At 62.3% G+C, this 20816-nt stretch carries 10 protein-coding genes; 9 read left to right on the forward strand and 1 reads right to left on the reverse strand.

What is annotated here, in order from left to right; translation table 11 throughout:
• The first annotated feature begins 18 nt into the window (after window positions 1-18).
• From ACP7DW_RS27265 to ACP7DW_RS27280, 4 genes are all read left to right on the forward strand, one after another.
• Window positions 19-8268 (forward strand): beta strand repeat-containing protein, encoded by an 8250-nt coding sequence (locus ACP7DW_RS27265; protein WP_426057607.1) that lies wholly within the window; start codon window positions 19-21, stop codon window positions 8266-8268.
• Between the two features lie 154 nt (window positions 8269-8422).
• A complete protein-coding gene (locus tag ACP7DW_RS27270) occupies window positions 8423-9265 on the forward strand; it encodes a sulfotransferase family protein (RefSeq protein WP_426057606.1) in 843 nt (280 codons plus the stop codon).
• Window positions 9266-9555: 290 nt separating this feature from the next.
• Window positions 9556-11007, forward strand: coding sequence for a glycoside hydrolase family 19 protein (locus ACP7DW_RS27275; protein ID WP_426057605.1), 1452 nt, complete (start codon window positions 9556-9558; stop codon window positions 11005-11007).
• Between the two features lie 103 nt (window positions 11008-11110).
• A complete protein-coding gene (locus tag ACP7DW_RS27280) occupies window positions 11111-13480 on the forward strand; it encodes a chitinase C-terminal domain-containing protein (RefSeq protein WP_426057604.1) in 2370 nt (789 codons plus the stop codon).
• Window positions 13481-13557: 77 nt separating this feature from the next.
• Here the strand turns inward: ACP7DW_RS27280 and ACP7DW_RS27285 are convergent, their stop codons facing one another.
• Window positions 13558-14826 (reverse strand): maltoporin, encoded by a 1269-nt coding sequence (locus tag ACP7DW_RS27285; protein ID WP_426057603.1) that lies wholly within the window; start codon window positions 14824-14826, stop codon window positions 13558-13560.
• Between the two features lie 309 nt (window positions 14827-15135).
• Between ACP7DW_RS27285 and ACP7DW_RS27290 the strand changes: the two genes are divergently transcribed.
• The 5 genes from ACP7DW_RS27290 to ACP7DW_RS27310 all read left to right on the forward strand — a co-directional run bounded on the left by ACP7DW_RS27290 (window position 15136) and on the right by ACP7DW_RS27310 (window position 20816).
• Complete coding sequence (locus tag ACP7DW_RS27290) at window positions 15136-16446, forward strand: ABC transporter substrate-binding protein (protein WP_426057602.1); 1311 nt, start codon at window positions 15136-15138, stop codon at window positions 16444-16446.
• Window positions 16447-16572: 126 nt separating this feature from the next.
• Entirely contained in the window at window positions 16573-17433 is an 861-nt protein-coding gene (locus tag ACP7DW_RS27295) for a carbohydrate ABC transporter permease (protein WP_426057601.1), read from the forward strand.
• A 10-nt stretch (window positions 17434-17443) separates the two neighbouring features.
• Window positions 17444-18262: a carbohydrate ABC transporter permease gene (locus ACP7DW_RS27300; RefSeq protein ID WP_070219870.1), complete on the forward strand. Its 819-nt coding sequence runs from the start codon at window positions 17444-17446 to the stop codon at window positions 18260-18262.
• Between the two features lie 23 nt (window positions 18263-18285).
• Complete coding sequence (locus tag ACP7DW_RS27305) at window positions 18286-19335, forward strand: ABC transporter ATP-binding protein (RefSeq protein ID WP_426057600.1); 1050 nt, start codon at window positions 18286-18288, stop codon at window positions 19333-19335.
• Window positions 19335-20816 carry a mannitol dehydrogenase family protein gene (locus ACP7DW_RS27310; protein WP_426057599.1) on the forward strand — a complete coding sequence of 494 codons (1482 nt, stop codon included), beginning with the start codon at window positions 19335-19337 and terminating at the stop codon, window positions 20814-20816. Before ACP7DW_RS27305 ends, ACP7DW_RS27310 begins: the two co-directional genes overlap by 1 nt.

Below are 20816 nucleotides of genomic sequence, written 5' to 3' on the forward strand. Positions count from 1 at the left end.
GGCGACCTCTTGAGAACCGTGGTCAACAACACGGGCGTGATCGAGGCGCAGACCATCGACACGCGCGGCGGCACGATCAAGTTGCTGGGCGACATGCAGACCGGCACGGTGAACGCGGGCGGCACGCTCGACGCCAGCGCGCCGGATGGTGGCAATGGCGGCTTCATCGATACCTCGGCCGCGCATGTGAAAATCGACGCTGCGCTGAAGGTGACCACGGCGTCGGCCAAGGGGATGTCAGGCACCTGGCTGATCGATCCCACGGACTTCAATATCGCCGTGTCCGGCGGTGACATGACGGGTGCCTTCCTGAGCAACTCCTTGAAGTCCGGCAATGTGCAGATCCAGAGCATCTCGGGCGGCAGCGGCACGCAAGGCAATATCAACGTCAACGATAACGTGAACTGGGCGGCCAACAAGCTGACCCTGACGGCGCAAAACAATATCAACATCAACAAGGCCATGCGGGGTTCGGGCACGGCCAGTCTGGCGCTCGAATACGGCCAGAGCGCGCTCGCCGCCGGCAATCAGTCCACGTACAACGTCAAGGCGGAAGTCGATCTGCCATCGGGCAACAATTTCAGCACCAAGCTGGGTAGTAACGGCAGCGTGACCGTGTATCAGGTGATCAACAGCCTGGGCGCTTTCAACAGCACGAGCGGCAACGATGTGCAGGGCATGCAGGGCAATTTGTCCGGCAACTATGTCCTGGGCAGCAATGTCGACGCCAGTGTCACGGGCAGCTGGGACAGCGGCAAAGGATTTGTGCCGATCGGCAGCGCCGGCACGCCATTCACTGGCACGTTTGATGGCCTGGGCCATGAACTGTATGGCTTGACCATCAACCGTGCCGAGACGCCGGCTGCGATGTTCGGCAATATTGGCCTGGCCGGCAGCGTGCGCAACTTGAGTTTGAGCAATGTCAATATTACGGGTTCGCAAGCCGTGTCTGGCGCTGCCTACACGGATGTCGGCGCGCTGGCTGGCTACAATGCGGGCACGATCAACAATGTGAGCAGCAGCGGCGCCGTGCACGGTGCCGGTTACGTCAATATGGGCGCGCTGGTGGGCACCAATGCGGGCACTGTCAGTAATAGCCGCGCTGCAGGGACCGTGCTGGCAACTGCCTACGGTGCTGCGGGAGGACTGGTGGGATTGAATACCGCGGGCGGTTTGATCAAGAGCAGTTCCAGCGCCGTGGCTGCCACATCCACCAGTTACTTTGCTGGTGGCCTGGCGGTAATTAACTACGGCACGATCAGCGACAGCTATGCTACTGGTGCAGTCAGTGTCGGTAGCACTGGTGGCAGCTATGGCGGGGGGCTGGCAGCGATCAACCATTACAATGGCGTGGTGAAGAACAGCTATGCCACGGGCAATGTCACGGGGACTTCCGGCCTGGGTGGCTTGCTGGGGCGGATAGAGTCCGGCGGCACGGTCGATAACAGCTATGCCACCGGCAATGTGACAGGCACTGGCAATAACATCGGCGGTCTGGTCGGCTTGTCATATGGCCCGATACGCAACAGCTACGCCACCGGCAATGTGACTGCCAATTCCACCGTGGGCGGTGTCGTCGGCTACAACCTTTCGACAATGACGAACGTCTATTACTCTGGCAAGCTCACGGCGGGGGGCGTCAGCGTCGGCATGATCGTCGGCGATAACAACGGCGGCACGGTGACGAATGCCTATTTCGACAAGAGCTTGAATGGCGGGATCGCCGCCATCGGCGTGACTGGCAACGCGGCCACCTCGAATGCGCTGGGCCTGACCAGCGCGCAGATGTTGCAAGGCAGTAATTTCGCAGGTTTCAATTTCACTAACACGGCCGGTGCGGCGGGCAACAACTGGGTGATCGTCAGCGGCGATGGTTCCATCAATGGCGCGAGCGCCGGCACGCGCCCCATGCTGGCGTCGGAATGGTCGAACACCATCAATTCCACGCACCAGCTGCAATTGATGGCAATGAACAAGGCCTCCAGCTACACGCTGGGCAGCAGCTTCAGCGCGGCAAGCACGGCCGCGAACGGTAACGATGTGTGGGGCAGCACTGGCTTCATTCCCGTCGGTACGGCAGGTTCGGCCTTCACGGGTAGCCTCGATGGCACCGGGCATATTGTTTCCAACCTCAATATTATCAAGTCGGGCGTGGCGGGCGTGGGCCTGTTTGGCGTCGTCGGTAGCGGCGGCGTGATCGCCAATGTGGGCTTGTCTGGCGGCACGATCAGCGGCGGCGACAATACGGGCGCCCTGGTCGGCACGAATGGCGGCAGCGTCAGCGGCAGTTTTGCCACCAGCGCCGTCACGGGCGCCAACAACGTTGGCGGCCTGGTGGGCACGAGTACGGGCACGCTCAAGGATAGCTATGCCAGCGGCGCGGTGACTGGCAGCAGCGGCACGGGCGGCTTGCTGGGCAGCAACAGCGGCAGCGTCGCCACCAGCTATGCGAATGGCAGCGTGAGCGGCGCGGGCGGCGGCCTGGTCGGCACGGGTTTGGGCAGCGTCACAGGCAGTTATTGGGATACTACGGCCAGCGGCAAGGCAACGAGCGCCGGCGGCACGAACCTGAGCACGAGCGGGCTCAAGATGCTGTCGAACTACACGGGCGCCGGCTGGGAATTGGCGCAGATGTGGGTCGTCTACGACGGCCAGAGCGCGCCTTTCCTGCGCTCGTTCATGCAGCAGATCGCCGTGCGCGTCTCCTATGGCAGCAAGGTGTATGACGGCGTGGCCTACGCAGGCGGCAGCAATAGCGTCACGTATTCGAACACGGTGGCGGGCGCCAGCCTGCTCGGTACGGTCGTGTATGCAGCTAATCCCTCAGGCGCCGTGAATGTCGGCAGCTATGGCGTGTCGGCCAGCGGCCTGTACTCTGCGGGCGGCCAGTCCGGCTATGCGGTCAGCTATATCGATGGCAGCCTGGTGATTACGCCCAAGGCCGTGACGGTGACGGGCGTGACGGCGGCAAGCCGCGACTATGACGGCACGCAGCTGGCCTCGCTGTCGGGCGGCGCATTGAGCGGCCTGGTCAGCGGCGAGACGCTGAACCTGGACCTGACGAACCAGACCGGCGTTTTCGCCGACAAGAACGCGGGCAGCGGCAAGGTCGTCACCGTGACGGGTGCGACCATCTCGGATGGCGCCACCGGCCTGGCCAGCAACTACACCTTCAGCAATGCCAGCGGCGTGACGGGCACTATCACGCAGAAAGCGTTGACGGTGACGGGCGTGACGGCGGCAAACCGCGACTATGACGGCACGCGCAATGCCGTGCTGTCGGGCGGCGCATTGAGCGGCCTGCTTAGTGGTGAGACGCTGAACCTGGATCTGACGAACCAGACCGGCGTTTTCGCCGACAAGAACGCGGGCAGCGGCAAGGTCGTCACCGTGACGGGCGCGACCATCTCGGATGGCACCACCGGCCTGGCCAGCAACTATGCCTTCAGCAATGCCAGCGGGGTGACGGCGATTATTTCCAAGGCCACCATCAACGGCGTGTCGAACGTGGGCGTCAACAACAAGACCTATGATGGCCAGGAAACGGCCACCTTGAATGGCACGGCGACCTTCAGCGGCATCATCGGCGCCGACAGCCTGAGTGTCGCCGGCAATGCCTTGTTCAGCGACAAGAATGCGGGCACGGGCAAGACCGTCGATGTCAGCGCCCTGACACTGGGCGGTGCGGACGCGGGCAACTATACGCTGGCCAGCACGATATCCAGCGGCGTGGCGAATATCACGCAGAAAGCGTTGACGGTGACGGGCGTGACGGCGGCAAGCCGCGACTATGACGGCACGCGCAATGCCGTGCTGTCGGGCGGCGCATTGAGCGGCCTGGTCAGCGGTGAGACGCTGAACCTGGACCTGACGAACCAGACCGGCGTTTTCGCCGACAAGAACGCGGGCAGCGGCAAGGTCGTCACCGTGGCGGGTGCGACCGTCTCGGATGGCACCACCGGCCTGGCCAGCAACTACATCTTCAGCAATGCCAGCGGCGTGACGGGCACTATCACGCCGAAAGCGTTGACGGTGACGGGCGTGACGGCGGCAAACCGCGACTATGACGGCACGCGCAATGCCGTGCTGTCGGGCGGCGCATTGAGCGGCCTGCTTAGTGGTGAGACGCTGAACCTGGATCTGACGAACCAGACCGGCGTTTTCGCCGACAAGAACGCGGGTAGCGGCAAGGTCGTCACCGTGACGGGCGCGACCATCTCGGATGGCACCACCGGCCTGGCCAGCAACTACGCCTTCAGCAACGCCAGCGGGGTGACGGCGATTATTTCCAAGGCCACCATCAACGGCGTGTCGAACGTGGGCGTCAACAACAAGACCTATGATGGCCAGAAAACGGCCACCTTGAATGGCACGGCGACCTTCACCGGCATCATCGGCGCCGACAGCTTGACGGTGGCGGGAAATGGCGAATTCAGCGACAAGAATGCGGGCACCGGTAAAACAGTGAACGTCAGCAACATCACCCTGGGCGGCGCGGACGCGGGCAACTACATTCTGGGTAGCACGACGTCCAGCGGCGTGGCCGACATCGCCAAGGCCAGCATCAGCGGCGTGTCGAACGTGGGCGTCAACAACAAGACCTATGATGGCTTGACCACGGCGACCTTGAACGGCAGTGCAGTGTTTGATGGCAAGATGAACGGTGACAGTCTGACGGTGGCCGGCAGCGGCGTCTTCAGCGACAAGAGCGCGGGCACCGGTAAAACGGTGAATGTCAGCAACATCACCCTGGGCGGCGCGGACGCGGGCAACTACATTCTGGGTAGCACGACGTCCGGCGGCGTGGCCGACATCGCCAAGGCCAGCATCGGCGGCGTGTCGAACGTGGGTGTCAACAACAAGACCTATGATGGCCAGAAAACGGCCACCTTGAATGGCACGGCGACCTTCACCGGCATCTTCGGCGACGACAGCCTGACGGTGGCGGGAAATGGCGAATTCAGCGACAAGAACGCGGGCACCGGTAAAACAGTGAACGTCAGCAACATCACCCTGGGTGGCATGGATGCGGGCAACTACGTTCTGGCCAGCACGACGTCCAGCGGCGTGGCCGATATTGCCAAGGCAACGATCAGCAGCGTGTCGAACGTGGGCGTGGACAACAAGAGCTATGATGGCTTGAGAACGGCCACCTTGAAGGGAACGGCAAGCTTTGATGGCATTATTGGCAACGACAGCTTGAGTGTTGCTGGCTCTGGCTTGTTCAGCGACAAGAATGCGGGCACGGCCAAGGTTGTCACGGTTAGCAGTATCACGCTGGCTGGTGCGGACGCGGGCAACTACATTCTGGGTAGCAATGCTTCCAGCGGCACGGCCGATATCACGCCGAAAGCCCTGACAGTGGCGGGCCAGGTGGCGGGCAGCAAGGTCTACGACGGCAATGCGGTGGCGCAAATCAGTGGCGGCAGCCTGGCCGGCCTGGTGGACGGCGAAACCCTGGGCTTCTCCGGCCAGACGGCGGCGTTTGCCGACAAGAACGCGGGCAATGCGAAGGCCGTGACCGTCAGTGGCACGACCTTGCTCGACGGTTCCGGCTCGGCCAGCAACTACACGGTCAGCAACCCGACCGGCTTGACGGCCAGCATCACGCCGAAAGCCCTGACGGTGGCGGGCCAGGTGGCGGGCAGCAAGGTCTACGACGGCAATGCGGTGGCGCAAATCAATGGCGGCAGCCTGGTCGGCCTGGTGGAGGGCGAAACCCTGGTCATCGCCGGCCAGACGGCGGCGTTTGCCGACAAGAATGCGGGCAACGCGAAAACCGTGACGGTCAGCGGCACGACCTTGCTCGACGGCTCCGGCTCGGCGAGCAACTACACGGTGGTCAACCCGACCGGTTTGACGGCCAGCATCACGCCGAAAGCCCTGACGGTGGCGGGCCAGGTGGCGGGCAGCAAGGTCTACGACGGCAATGCGGTGGCGCAACTGCTTGGTGGCAGCCTGGTCGGCCTGGTGGACGGCGAAACGCTGGCCATTGGCGGGCAGACGGCGGCGTTTGCCGACAAGAACGCGGGCAACGCGAAGGCCGTGACGGTCAGCGGCACGACCTTGCTCGACGGTACTGGCTCGGCCAGCAACTACACGGTGGTCAACCCGACTGGCTTGACGGCCAGCATTACGAAAAAGGCGCTGACGGTGGCGGGCCAGGTGGCGGGCAGCAAGGTCTACGACGGCAATGCGGTGGCGCAAATCAGTGGCGGCAGCCTGGTCGGCCTGGTGGAGGGCGAAACCCTGGGCTTCTCCGGCCAGACGGCGGCGTTTGCCGACAAGAATGCGGGCAACGCGAAAACCGTGACGGTCAGCGGCACGACCTTGCTCGACGGCTCCGGCTCGGCGAGCAACTACACGGTGGTCAACCCGACCGGTTTGACGGCCAGCATCACGCCGAAAGCCCTGACGGTGGCGGGCCAGGTGGCGGGCAGCAAGGTCTACGACGGCAATGCGGTGGCGCAACTGCTTGGTGGCAGCCTGGTCGGCCTGGTGGAGGGCGAAACGCTGGCCATTGGCGGGCAGACGGCGGCGTTTGCCGACAAGAACGCGGGCAACGCGAAGGCCGTGACGGTCAGCGGCACGACCTTGCTCGACGGCACTGGTTCGGCCAGCAATTACACGGTCAGCAATCCGACCGGTTTGACGGCCAGCATCACGCCGAAAGCCCTGACGGTGACGGGCCAGGTCGCGGGCAGCAAGGTCTACGACGGCAATGCGGTGGCGCAACTGCTTGGTGGCAGCCTGGTCGGCCTGGTGGAGGGCGAAACCCTGGGCTTCTCCGGTCAGACGGCAGCCTTCAGCGACAAGAACGCGGCGAATGCCAAAGTCGTGACAGTCAGCGGCACGACCTTGCTCGACGGCACTGGCTCGGCCAGCAACTACACGGTGGTCAACCCGACCGGTTTGACGGCCAGCATCACGCCGAAAGCCCTGACGGTGACGGGCCAGGTCGCGGGCAACAAGGTCTACGACGGCAATGCGGTGGCGCAACTGCTTGGTGGCAGCCTGGTCGGCCTGGTGGCCGACGAAACCCTGGCCATCGGCGGCCAGACGGCGGCCTTCAGCGACAAGAACGTGGCGAACGCCAAAACCGTGACGGTCAGTGGCACGACCTTGCTCGACGGTTCCGGCTCGGCCAGCAATTACACGGTCAGCAACCCGACCGGCTTGACGGCCAGCATCACGCCGGCGTCCATCAGCGCCATTGCCGGTATCGTGGCAACGGACAAGGTGTATGACGGCAGCACGGCGGCCAGCCTGAACCTGGCGGGCGCCAGTTTCAATGGCATGGTGGCCGGCGACGTCCTGAGTCTGGGCAGCGGACCCGTTCTTGGCACCTTCAGCGACAAGAATGCGGCGCTGGGCAAGACCGTGGTCATCAGCGGTTTGGGCCTGGCCGGTGCCGATGCTGGCAACTATGTACTGACCAGCAGCCTGGCCAGTACCACGGCCACGATTACGCCAGCCACCCTGACGGTCAGCGCCAGCGGCGTCAACAAGGTGTATGACGCCAGCACGACTGCCGCCGTTTCCTTGCGCGACAACCGCATCGCAAATGACCAGCTGAGTATTGCCAGCAATGGCGCCAGTTTCAGCGACAAGAACGCGGGCGTGGGCAAGACGGTGACGGTGGCAGGCATACGCCTGAGCGGCACGGATGCGGGCAATTACGTGGTCAACACCAGCGCCAGCACCACGGCCACGATCTCGCAGGCAGCGCTGACGGTCAAAGTCGATAACACTGAAAAAGACCAGGGACGCGTCAACCCCGACTTCAGCGCCGGCTACAGCGGCTTGCTCGGTGGTGACACGCTGGCTGCCGAAGTGAGCGGCAACCTGGCGTTCAGCACGTCGGCGACGACGGCATCCGTGGCCGGCAATTATCTGGTATCGGCATCGGGCCAGGCGTCGAACAATTACGCCTTGAACTATGTGGATGGCGTGCTGAAGGTCAAGCCGACGGAAGCGCTGGAAAGCGCCGTCGCCAGCGTGATCGCGGCCGTAGCCGTGGCGCCATCGCAGGGCAATATGGTGCAGGCCGACATGATCGTCAGTGGCGAGACGGCGCCAGGCAAGCCTGCCGCCACGCAGGAGGCGCCGCGCGAGGGAGAGACGGGTAAAGCAGGCAGCGCGCCGGTGGTGCAACTGGCCGGCAATGTCGTCAGCAATGTCCTGCCAGGCCTGCGCCTGAGCGTGGTCGACAGCGGCTTGCGCCTGCCGGTCGAAGTTTCCGTCGGCACGCGCCAGGACAGCCAGTAAAGCATGCTGCGTCACCATAGGGTGGCGTCGGAGTGCCGCTTCGTGTTTCGAAGCGGCATTTTTTATGCCGTCGCGTCGTCGCAACAGTTTTATAATGGCTGCACCATCCTTGTTTTCCGTCAGAAGAGCAGTGCTGAACAGAAAGTACCATCGCATGACATCCCATTTCATCGGCGTGGCCGGCTTGCCACGCGCTGGCTCCACCTTGCTGTGCCAGTTGCTGGCGCAGCATCCCGACCTGCATTGCGAAGGCAATAGTTCCCCCCTGTGCAATACCTTGCTGGGCATGCGGCGCATGGTCAGCGACGATGCTTTTTTCCTGTCGCAGCTCGATAGCACCTTCGACGCCAGCTATGACCATCTGAAAACGGCCATGCAGGGCTTCCTGCGCGGCTGGTACCAGGATTGCGGCAAGCAGGGCGTGGTGGACAAGAACCGCGGCTGGCTGCATTGCGTGGAGATGCTGCTGCAACTGGCGCCGGAAGCGAAAGTCATTGTCTGCGTGCGCGAACTGGGCCAGGTATACGGCTCCATCGAAGCGCAGCACCAGCGCACCATTCTTGTCGATTTTATCGATCACCTGGCCGATTTTGACCGCATGGGGCGCGCGGACATGCTGTTTGCCAAGGACCGCACCATAGGCGCGCCCCTGAGCTCCCTGCACGCCGTGCTGGACCTGCCGGTCGAGGTGCAGAAAAAGCTGTATTTCGTGCGTTTCGAAGACTTGATGGCGCGGCCGGTGGAATGCATGTCGCACCTGTACGCGTGGCTGGGCCTGGCGCCATGGCAGATCGACCCGCACGATCTTGCCGTGGGCATCCAGGAGAGCGACAGCCATTACCGCATGAAGTACACGCACCGCCAGCAGGCGACGATCAGCGCGCCCAGGCCGCATGCGATACCGCCGCGCATCCAGGCGCAAATCGAGGAGGCGTACGGCTGGTTTTATGAGCTGTATTATCCGCAACACCTGCGCGCGGCAACGCCCTCCGCCTGAAAACACGTGCGGCAGTGTTAATACCACTTGCCGCACCGCCGCCAACGCGGTATTGCCGGCAACTGGCGCAAATCCTCCTTTTTTCTCTTCCCTGACTCTTCGCCTGGCGCACCGTGGCCGTACCGTCTGAAGTCACTGGTATTGTAAAAAACACCGTTATATAAAACCACTTGACTACCAATTTTTGGCGTCGCATTCTCTGTGCAGAAAGCCGATGCTTCGCTGTGCTTTCTTTACGTACAACATAAAAAGCTACTTCGATAGTTTGCGTCTAACGTTCAGGAGACAATGTGAAAACACGGCAATCAAGCCGGCTGGCTACGCCTTTGATGGCCGGCCTGCTGGGCAGCGCGCTGCTCGCTTGCGGCGGCAATTCCACCACCGAACCCCCATCGACCCTGCTGGCCGCCTCGGCCGCCAGCGACAGTTGCGCAGCCTGGAGCGCCGCTGCCGTCTACACGGCCGGGCAGTGCGCCGTGTACGACGGCAAGGTGTACCGGGCCAAATGGTGGGTGCAGGGCACGGCGCCGGGCAACGACCAGTGGGGAGCGTGGAGCATCGATACCACCACGCCGACACCGACACCGACACCAACGCCGACACCAACGCCGACACCAACGCCGACACCGACACCGACACCCACGCCAGGCGTGCCCACCAGGGTCCAGGCCGAGGCCAACGAGGCGGCGCTGACGAACAATGATTTCTTCCGCAAGGTCAAGGCCTCGATCCGCACCCTGGGCAATGCGGCCGTCGAAGCCGTGCAGCCTGGCCTGGCCGGCAATCCGCTCAACGTCAAGCGCGTCGAACGCCTGCTGCCGGCGGCCAAGTGGGATTATTATTTTGCCGCGCGCGACGCCAGCTACACTTACCAGCGCTTCCTGCAAGCGGTGGCGAAATTCCCCGCCGTGTGCGACGACTATGGGGACGGGCGCAATGCGGACGCCATCTGCCGCCACAGCCTGGCCACCATGTTTGCCCACTTCGGCCAGGAAACGGGCGACCATAACGCCAGCAGCCCCTTGCCGCAATGGCGCCAGGGCTTGAAGTATTTGCGCGAACTGGGCTGCGACGAGACGGGCGCCGGCTGTGGCTACAACATCGAGTGCGCCGACCCTGTCTTCAACAAGGTCTGGACCTGCGGCACCAATGCCGACGGCAGCTTCAAGAAATACTTTGGCCGCGGCGCCAAGCAACTGTCGTACAACTACAACTACGGTCCGTTTTCGCAAGCCATGCATGACGGCGATCAAACGGTCCTGCTGAAAAACCCGGACCTGGTGGCGTCGACCTGGCTGAACCTGGCCTCGGCCACGTTCTTCTTTGTCTATCCGCAACCGCCGAAACCGTCGATGCTGCATGTGCTCGACGGTACCTGGGTGCCGAACGCGGCCGATACGACAGCCGGTGCGGGCAATAACTTTGCCACCACCATCATGATCATCAATGCCGAGTGCGGGCAGGGCACGGAAAAGCAGGCCGCACAAAACCGCATCGATTACTACAAGCAGTTTGCCGCCGACATGGGCTGGGATTATTCCGGTGAACAATTGTCTTGCGCCAATATGCAACGTTTCACCCCGGCCAGTTCCGCTTCCTACAACATCTATTGGGAAAAGAACTGGAGCGCCGGTGGCGACAACCAATGCCAGCTGGTCAGCTATCAAACCCCGTACAGCGCCTTGCTGGCCGGGAACTACGTGAAATGCGTGGAAGCCAACTGGAATGTGAAGTTGCAGTAGCAGTCAATGCAAGACAGCCGGCCAGGGATCACAGTTGACAAGAGCCCCCAGAGGGGCCTGCAACAAGCTCTCGATGTAAAACCATAACGGAGACCAGTACAACATGAAATCGAATGCATTATTGATGGCCCTGCTCAGCGGCGTGCTCGTCGCTTGCGGCGGCGGTGGCCAGGACGGCACGACCGCCACGCCGAACACCTTGCTCGCCGCCGTGGAAGCGTGCGCCGTCTGGGATGCCGCCACCGTCTACACGGGCGGCCAGTGCGTGCTGTACCAGGGCGTCACTTACAAGGCCAAGTGGTGGACGCAGGGCAATGTCCCCAGCGCCGCCGACCAGTGGGGCCCGTGGGCCGTGACGGATACGCCGACGCCAACGCCGACGCCAACGCCAACGCCGACGCCAACGCCAACGCCAACGCCGACGCCAACCCCGACGCCAACACCGACGCCGACCCCGACACCGACACCGACACCGACGCCGACACCAACACCGACGCCCACGGCTTGCCGCCCGGACGGCTTGATCTCGGCCGTGCCGAATGTGCCGTATTGCAAGGTGTATGACGCGAATGGCCGCGAAGTGCTCGGTAATGGCTTGAACCGGCGCATCGTCGGCTATTTCGCCAGCTGGCGCACGGGCGTCGATGGCAGCCCGACTTACCTGGTGAACAACCTGCCGTGGGACAAGATCACCCACCTGAACTATGCGTTTGCCTCCGTCGACCCGGCCACGTCAAAAATCGCCATCGGCAGCGGCGCGGCCAATCCCGATACGGGCCTCACCTGGCCGAACGTGCCGGCGGCGGCCATGGACCCGTCTTTGCCCTACAAGGGCCACTTCAACTTGTTGGCGCAATACAAGAAGAAGTATCCTGGCGTGAAACTGATGATTTCCGTGGGCGGCTGGGCCGGCAGCGGCGGCTTCTACACGGCCACGACGAATGCGGATGGCAGCATCAACACGGCTGGCATCAACACCCTGGCCGATTCCATGGTGGCCTTCGTGCGCCAGTACAACTTCTTCGATGGCGTCGATGTCGATTATGAACACCCGACCACCAACAATGAAGCGGGCAATCCGAACGACTTCGCCGCCTCGAAACCGCGCCTGGCGGGCTTGATGACGAGCTATAACGTGCTGCTGAAAGTGCTGCGTCAGAAGCTCGACGAAGCGGCCGTGCAGGACAATAAATACTATCTGCTCACCATTGCCGGCTCCGCCTCGGGCTGGGTCTTGCGGGGCGAAGAAAATATGTCGGGATTGAAATATCTCGATTACGCCAGCCTGATGACCTACGACTTGCATGGCGCGTGGAACCAGTATGTGGGACCGAACGCGGCGCTGTTTGACGATGGCAACGATGGCGAATTGCGTGCCGGCAACGCTTACCAGTACCAGAACATCGGCTACCTGAACACGGACTGGGCGTATCGTTACTACCGGGGCGCCATGCAGGCGGGACGCATCAATATCGGCGTGCCGTTCTACACGCGTGGCTGGAAGGAGGTGACGGGCGGCACCAACGGTTTGTGGGGCACGACGGCGCTGACCAATTCCACCGTCACCTGCGCGGGCGTGAAAACCTGCGGCATGGGCGCCACCGGCATCGACAACGTGTGGTACGACCTCGACTCCCAAGGGAAACCCACGCCCGGTGGCGGCAACCCCATCTGGCATGCGTTGAACCTGCAGAACGGCATCGTGCCGAGCTACCTGGACGCCTATAAAGTCACGGACAAGGCGCTGGTGGGCACCTATGTGCCGTTCTACAGCAGCACCATGGTGGCGCCGTGGCTGTGGAATGCGACCAAGAAAGTGTTCATTTCCACGGAAACCACGCAATCGATCGCGGCCAAGGCGCAGTACATCGTCAACAACAATATCGGCGGCGTGATGATCTGGGAAATGGCGGGCGACTATGCCTGGGATGCCACGCGCAATGGCGGCAAGGGCGAGTACTTCATGGGCACCACCCTGACGGACGTGCTGTACCAGGCCTTCCGCACGGCTGGCGTATATGGCAACAAGCGCGCCGAAATCGCCATGCCGGGCACGGCGGCCAACGTCAGCATCAGCCTCGGTGGCTGGAAGCTGGGCGACAACAACTTCCCCATCAACCCGGTGATGACGGTGAAGAACAACACGGCGTCGACCTTGCCGGGCGGCACCGTGGTGGAGTTCGACTATCCCGTCTCGGCACCGTCGGACATGAGCGACCAGTCGGGCTTCGGCTTGACGGTGATCAATGCCGGCTACACGGGACCGAACAATATCGGCGGCTTCACGAAGAACTACAACCGGGCCCGCTTTGCGATTCCCGCCTGGCAATCGCTGGCGCCGGGCGGCTCCGTGGCGCTGACCCTGAACTACCGCTTGCCGATCTCGGGACCGGCCAATTACACGGTGACCGTGGGCGGCACTAAATATGCGTTGACGCAAGAGTATCCGGAATTGCCGGTGGCGCTGCCGTAATGGCTTGATGCCGTCGTGTAAACAGAAAAGGGCGGAACCGAGGTTCCGCCCTTTTTAGTGTTTACCGTTGATTCCGTTTAGAACCAGGTTTCTACCTGGAAACCATAAGAGGTGCCGCTGGTATTGTTGTTGTAGATCGGGCCGCCGTTGTTCGACGCATTGACCGACGCGGTGGCCGCATCGTTCCATTTGCCGTAGGTAACAAAAGCGCGCAGTTCAGGACGCGACCACAGGCCAGGGCCGGCCGAGATCGTCGGCGCGATGGTCAGCTTGGTCAGGCGCTTGGCCGGCTGGCCGCCCGCTTGCGTCACGCGGTCCGTGCCCAGTTCGCCCACCAGTTTGAAGTTGTCGGTGAATGCATACACAGGACGCACGCCGACCGAAGTCCAGGTCGAGGAACCTTTGGCGTTCGACTCGTCTTTTTGCCACAGGGCGACGAATTCCATGCCGAAATTGGCCATCGGCTGGATCGCCATGTCATTGAAGATGCGCGTGCGTTTCACGTCCGAACCGAAATTGGTGTCGCCCGAAGCGCCGAACTGCGCGCCATTGCCGGTGCCAGGACCGACGCCGTACTGCACGCCGAAGGTGTTGCCGCCGCCGAACACTTTACCTTGACGGTGGAAGGCCGACAGTTGCCAGCCGTTATTGCGCTTGCCCGTGGCAACATCATCCTTGCCTTCGCCGATGATGTAGGTCGCGGCCAGGTCCAGCGTGCCGTTTGCATTGACGGGAATCTCGCCAAAGATGAAGTTCTGGCGCACGGCCGATTTGGTGTTGACGCCGCCGTTCGGCAACGCGATCTTGATGTCGTTGTCCTTGAAGAAGGCATACGAGAATTTACCCGGGCCGGCAGGAATGCGGTCCAGGCCGGCGCCCGTGCCGTTCATGTTGATGTATTGCAGATCCAGCATGTGGATGTCGGGACGGTAGTAGAAGCGTTTACCGATCCAGGCCGTGCCGCCGTTCAGGAAATCGAGTCCCTGCGCTTCGACGTAGGCCTTGACGATGCCCAGCTTGTTGTCGCCGAAATCGGAGTTTGGCGCGTAGGCGTTGACCCAGATGGTGGCCAGGTAGTTCACGCCGCCGGACTTGGCGACGGACTTGGTGTAGCCGAATTCCGTGTAGGCGTCGCACTCATTGCCCAGACGGTATTTCATGGTATTGCCGCCCAGGCCGAAGCAGCCTTGCGAACCGCCGTCGCCCGACGTATTGCTGCCGGCACCGGCGCGCAGGTAGCCGTGGAAGCCTTCGGCATCGCTTGGGTACATGGGGTCGGCGATGGCGGACGCGCTGGCGATGGCCAGCAGCAGGGCAGGTAAAGTTTTCAATGCAGTGCGATTCATGCGGTCTCCAGAAAAATGTAGGTGGTAGCGCTGGCGCCCGGAGGACGGGCAGCGCATACGGTCTAATGCCGAAAACCAAGTCTAGCAGCGCTTTTTTAACCAGGCCGATACAAAACGTACAAGTGACGATACTTTCTTTCAAAGTGTTGTTTTTACTCAATATTGATACTCTGGTGCATAGCGGGTCTGCAAAAGAGTATCGAATTGCGGTTTCGGAGTATCAGAAAGTATCAAAGTCCGGTGCTACATTGTGGTCGTGGTGCCAAGCATGCCGGCATTGCCAACGACAAAAAACACTGGAGACACACAATGAAACGTTCCGCCATTGCCGCGCTGTGCGCCGGCGCCTTCTGCTTCGCCTCATCCGCGATTGCCGCCACCGACCTGGTCATCGCCACCGTCAACAACGGCCACATGATCGAAATGCAAAAGCTCAGCAAGTTCTTCGAGCAAGCCAATCCCGACATCAAGCTCAAATGGGTGACCCTGGAAGAGGGCGTCTTGCGCCAGCGCATGACCACCGATATCGCCACCAAGGGCGGCCAGTTCGACGTGATGACCATCGGCCTGTATGAAACGCCGATCTGGGGCAAGAAAAACTGGCTGATCCCCATCAAGCCGGACGCCAGATACGATATCGACGACCTGCTGCCGGCCATCCGCGAAGGTCTCTCCGGCGACGGCAAACTGTACGCGTCGCCGTTCTATGGCGAAAGCTCGATGATCATGTACCGCAGCGACCTGGTCAAAAAGGCGGGCGTGATGATCGAAGACCGTCCCACCTGGAACCAGTTGCGCGACGTGGCCGCCAAGCTGCACGATCCGGCCAACGGCGTGTACGGCATCTGCCTGCGCGGCAAGCCGGGCTGGGGTGACAACATGGCCCTGATCACCACCATGGCCAATTCCTACGGCGGCCAGCTGTTCGACATGCAATGGAAACCGCAATTTACCAGCAAGCCGTGGAAGGACGCGGTCACCATGTATGTCGACCTGATGAAGAAATACGGCCCGCCAGGCGCCGCCGCCAACAGCTTCAATGAAAACCTGGCGCTGTTCAACCAGGGCAAGTGTGGCATCTGGATCGACGCGACGATCGCCGCTTCCTTCATCACCGACCCCAAGCAAAGCAAGGTGGCCGACAAGGTGGCGTTTGCGCAGTCGCCCATCGGCGTGACGGAGCGGGGCGCCAACTGGTTGTGGATCTGGTCGCTGGCGATTCCCGCCAGTTCGAAGCACCCGAATGAAGCGCAACGCTTCATCAACTGGGCCACCTCGCCCGATTACGTGAAACTGGTGGCCAAGGAAACCAGCTGGGCCAACGTGCCGACGGGCACGCGCAAGTCGACGTATGCGAGTCCCGAGTTCCAGAAAGTGGCGAAATTTGCCGCCGCCGAAGGCAAGGCCCTGGCCACCACGCGCGCCGTGCAAAGCACCATGCTGCCGTCGCCGTACGTGGGCGTGCAATTCGCCTCGATCCCCGAATTCCAGGTGATCGGCGTGGCGGCAGGCCAGCAGATGGCGGCGGCGCTGCTGGGCAAGGTGACGGTCGAGCAGGCGCTGGAATTATCGCAGCAGACGGCGGAACGCGAGATGCGTAAAGGTGGTTATTACAAGTAAGACCTTTCTTGCCGTCTGGTTTGCCAACAGGCGAAGAGATTGGTGGCTTAAAGCTGGGGTCAGACCCGACGGGTCTGACCCCGGATTTCTGTTGCTGATCATTCCCTCACGTCTCAAGAGAATCCTATGAAACGCCTTATCCCCCGGACTTTGCTGACGCCGGCCGTGCTTGCCGTCTCCGTCATTTCCGTCATTCCGCTGCTGATCACCCTGTTTTACGCGTTCGTGCGCTATTCCATGCTCGATCCGAGCGGCCATCCTTTCCATGGCCTGGCCAACTTTCACTTTTTCTTTACCGATGCATCGTTCCTGCCGGCCTTGCAGAATACGTTCACCCTGCTGTTTTCCGTCATGCTGATCACGGTGGTGCTGGGCACGGCGCTGGGACTGCTGATCAATGAGGCATTCCCCGGGCGCGCCATCGTGCGCGTGCTCTTGATCTCGCCGTTCCTCGTCATGCCAGCCGTGAACGCCCTGATGTGGAAGAACATGCTGCTCAATCCGATCTACGGCCTGTTCGCGCAAATCAGCATCTTTTTTGGCGCCACGCCCGTCGACTGGCTGTCGGCCCACCCCTTGTTTTCCATCATCATGATGGTCTCTTGGCAATGGCTGCCATTTGCCTGCCTGATCTTCATGACGGCCCTGCAATCGATGGACCGCGAACAGCTGGAAGCGGCGCGCATGGATGGCGCCACCTATTTGCAGCAGTTGCGCTATCTCTACATTCCCCACCTGGGCCGCGCCGTCTCGGTGGTGCTGATGATCGAGATGATTTTCCTGTTGTCGATCTTTGCGGAAATCTTCACCACCACGGGCGGCGGTCCCGGTTTCGACACGACCACCATCACCTTCATGATTTATCAGCAGGCACTGCTGTCGTATGACGTGGGAGCGGCCTCGGCCGGTGCCCTGTTCGCCGTGCTCATCGCCAACATCGCCGCCTTCTTCCTGATGCGCGTCATCGGCAAGAATCTGTCGAAATAAGGAGACCTTGATGCATAGCAAACTCAATCTGTATGGCCGCACGGCCGCCGCCTGGCTGTGCGCGCTGCTGCTGTTCTTTCCCATCTTCTGGCTGGGCCTGATGGCTTTCAAGACGGAAGGGCAAGCCATTTCCACGCCGCCCCTGCTGTTCTTCACGCCGACACTCGACAGTTTTCGCGAAGTGCTGGCGCGCGACAATTACTTCGGTTACGCGTGGAACTCGCTGTTTACCAGCGTGGTCTCCACCGCCATTGGCCTGTTGATCGCCATCCCGGCCGCGTATTCGATGGCCTTCTTTCCCACGGGCGGCACCATCGGTTTGCTGAAATTCATGCTCAGCTCGCGCTACATGCCCGGCGTGGGCGCGTTGATGCCGATTTATATCTGCTACCAGTACTTCGGCCTGCTCGATACGCGCATCGGCCTGACCATCATGTTCATGCTGATGAATTTGCCCATCATGATCTGGCTGCTGTACACGAGCATGAAGGAGTTGCCGCGCGAAATCCTGGAAGCGTCGCGCATGGATGGCGCCACCGTGTGGGACGAATTCCGCCACGTCGTGCTGCCTCTGTCCGTGGGCGGCATCGCCTCCACGGCCCTCGTGTGCATGGTGTGGTCGTGGAATGAATCGTTCTGGTCGCTGAACCTGGGCGCGTCCAACGCGGGCACGCTGGCCTGGCTCATCGCCTCGTATTCGAGCCCGGAAGGCCTGTTCTGGGCCAAATTGTCGGCCGCATCGCTGATGGCCATCGCGCCCATCATGGCGCTGGGCTGGTTCTGCCAGAAACAGTTAGTCCAGGGTATGACCTTTGGCGCAGTCAAATAAACTACAGAATAGAGACACACATCATGGCTTACCTTCAACTGAGCAATATCGAAAAATTCTTTGGCGAGCACCGCGCCATCAAGGGCATCGACCTGGACATCCAACAGGGCGAGTTCGTCGTCTTCGTGGGACCGTCCGGTTGCGGCAAATCCACCTTGCTGCGCCTGATCGCGGGCCTGGAACCGATCGACGGCGGCAAGCTGTCGCTCGACGGGCGTGACATCACCAACGTGCCGTCGTCCAAGCGCGACCTGGCGATGGTATTCCAGTCGTATGCGCTGTATCCGCACATGACGGTGTTCCAGAACATGTCGTTCGCCCTGAAACTGGCCGGCGTCGATCCGGCCATCATCCGCGAAAAGGTCGACAAGGCGGCCGCCATCCTCGACCTGGGGAAATACCTGGAACGCACGCCCAAAGAATTGTCGGGCGGCCAGCGTCAGCGGGTGGCCATCGGCCGCGCCATCGTGCGCGACCCGAAAGTGTTCCTGTTCGATGAACCGCTGTCGAATCTCGATGCGGCCCTGCGCGTGCAGACGCGCATCGAGATCGCCAAGCTGCACCGCGAGCTGGGCGCCACCACGATTTATGTGACGCACGACCAGGTCGAGGCGATGACCCTGGCCGACAGGGTGGTGGTGCTGCGCGACGGGCAGATCGAGCAGCATGGCTCACCCCTGGAACTGTATGACCGCCCCGCCAACCGTTTTGTGGCGCAATTCATCGGCACGCCCAGCATGAACGTGGTGCCGGCCGATGCGGCGCCGCAGCTGCTGGCGCAGGCGGGCAGCGCGGCGCAGGCCGATGGTTTTGTCGGCATCCGCCCCGAGCACGTGCACCTGGGCGCGGCGCAGCCGGGCAGCGTGCCCGTCACCGTCGACCTGGTGGAATCCCTGGGCGTGGAAACCCTGACCTATGTGCGCCTGCCGAACAACGTGCAGGTGGTCTCGCGCGGCGCCGAGCGCAGCAGCCTGCAGCCGGGCCAGCAGACGCACCTGACGTTCGAGCCGGGCTTCGTCCACTATTTTGACCGCGCCGGCAAGACCTACGCGGCGGCGAAAGGAGCGCTGTAATGGACGCCATCGCATTGAACCAGGCGAACCTGGCCAAGCTGCCCGCCAACGTGGCCGTGCCCGCGTATGCGCGCGAGGCGCTCGTGGCCAGCATCGTGCATATCGGCGTGGGCGGTTTTTTCCGCGCCCACCAGGCCGTGTACCTCGATGATTTACTGGCCTTGCCGGGCCAGGAACATGCGCAATGGGGCTATTGCGGCGTGGGCTTGCTGCCGCATGACGCGGCCATGCGCGACGCCATGCGGACACAAGACGGTTTATATACGGTGGTCGAGCGCAGCGCGGCCGGCGATGCCGCGCGCATCATCGGCAGCGTCGGCGAGTACCTGTATGCGCCCGACGACCCGCAAGCCGTGCTGGAAAAACTGGCCGACCCCGGCACGCGCATCGTCGCGCTGACTATCACCGAGGGCGGCTATTATGTGAACCAGGGCACGGGCGAGTTTGATGCGGACCATCCCGACATCGCCTACGAACTGGCGCGCCCGCAGGCGCCGCGCTGCTCATTCGGTTACCTGGCCGCCGCGCTGGCGCTGCGCCATCAGCGGGGACTGGCGCCGTTTACCATCATGTCCTGCGATAACCTGCAAAACAATGGCGACGTGACGCGCAAGATGCTGCTGGCCTTTGTCTCCCTGCGCGACGGGGAGCTGGCGCGCTGGCTGGCCACGCATGGCAGCTTCCCCAACAGCATGGTCGACCGCATCACGCCGGCCACCACCGATGAACACCGGGCGCTGGTGCGCGAGTCTTTTGGCATCATCGACGCCTGGCCCGTCGTTTGCGAGCCGTTCCGCCAGTGGGTCATCGAAGACGAATTCCCGCAGGGCCGCCCGGCCTGGGAACTGGTGGGCGCGCAGATGACGCACGACGTGCTGCCGTATGAAAAAATGAAGCTGCGTCTCTTGAATGCCAGCCACCAGGCCCTGTGCTACATCGGCATGCAGCTCGGCTACACGTTTGCGCATGAAGCGATGGGTGACCCCGGCATCCGCCGGCTGGTGCGGCGCATGATGGATGACGAGGTCACGCCGCTGCTCGATAGCGTGGAAGGCATCGACCTGGAACGGTACAAGGCGACCCTGATCGAGCGCTTTTCGAATCCGGCCGTGCGCGACCAGCTGGCGCGCATCGGCACGGAGGGCTCGGCGCGCATCCCGAAATTCGTGCTGCCGTCCGTGCGCGAAGCGCTGGCCCGGGGCGGCGCCATCACGCTGCTGGCGTTTACCGTGGCGTGCTGGTTCCGCTATCTGGAAGGCCACGACGAGCAGGGGCGCGAGATGCCTTTGAACGACCCGTATGCGGCGCGCCTGCGCGCGCTGGCGCTGCAGGGCGGCGCGGACGCCGCGCCGTTGTTGTCCCTGCGCGAGCTGTTCGGCGACCTTTGCGACACACCGGCGTTCACGCAGGCGGTGGGTGATGCGCTGGCCAGCCTGTATGGGCTGGGCGCGCGGGCGGCGCTGGAACAGAGCGTCGCTTGA

This window comes from Janthinobacterium sp. PSRC1-1, assembly GCF_049897525.1.
In the GTDB taxonomy this organism is placed as follows: Bacteria; Pseudomonadota; Gammaproteobacteria; order Burkholderiales; family Burkholderiaceae_D; genus Janthinobacterium; species Janthinobacterium tructae.